At 77.2% G+C, this 250-nt stretch carries 1 pseudogene; it reads left to right on the forward strand.

The annotated features are described in order from the left end of the window. Nucleotides 1-250 (forward strand): annotated as a pseudogene (locus C7C45_RS34375) (hypothetical protein); the annotation flags it as partial.

Raw genomic sequence — 250 nt, forward strand, 5'->3', positions numbered from 1 at the left:
GTTGCGGGTGATGGCCACCGAGCCGTCCACAGCCCTGCAGGAGTGGCTGGTGGCCCGTCGCCCGGCCAGCGGCACCGAGCTGTTCCGGGCGGTCCTGCCCGGGCCCGACGGCACGCGCGGCGCTGCCCCGCCGACGACGCCCGACGACGGCGAGCCACCGTCGGGCGGCAGCGACTCCGACCCAACGAACGTGCCGGTCGCCGACGTGGCAGATGGTCCGTCGACCGGCTCGACGGCCGCGCCCGTACCC

Origin of the sequence: Micromonospora arborensis, from assembly GCF_003205615.1 — a bacterium.
GTDB lineage: Bacteria > Actinomycetota > Actinomycetes > Mycobacteriales > Micromonosporaceae > Micromonospora > Micromonospora arborensis.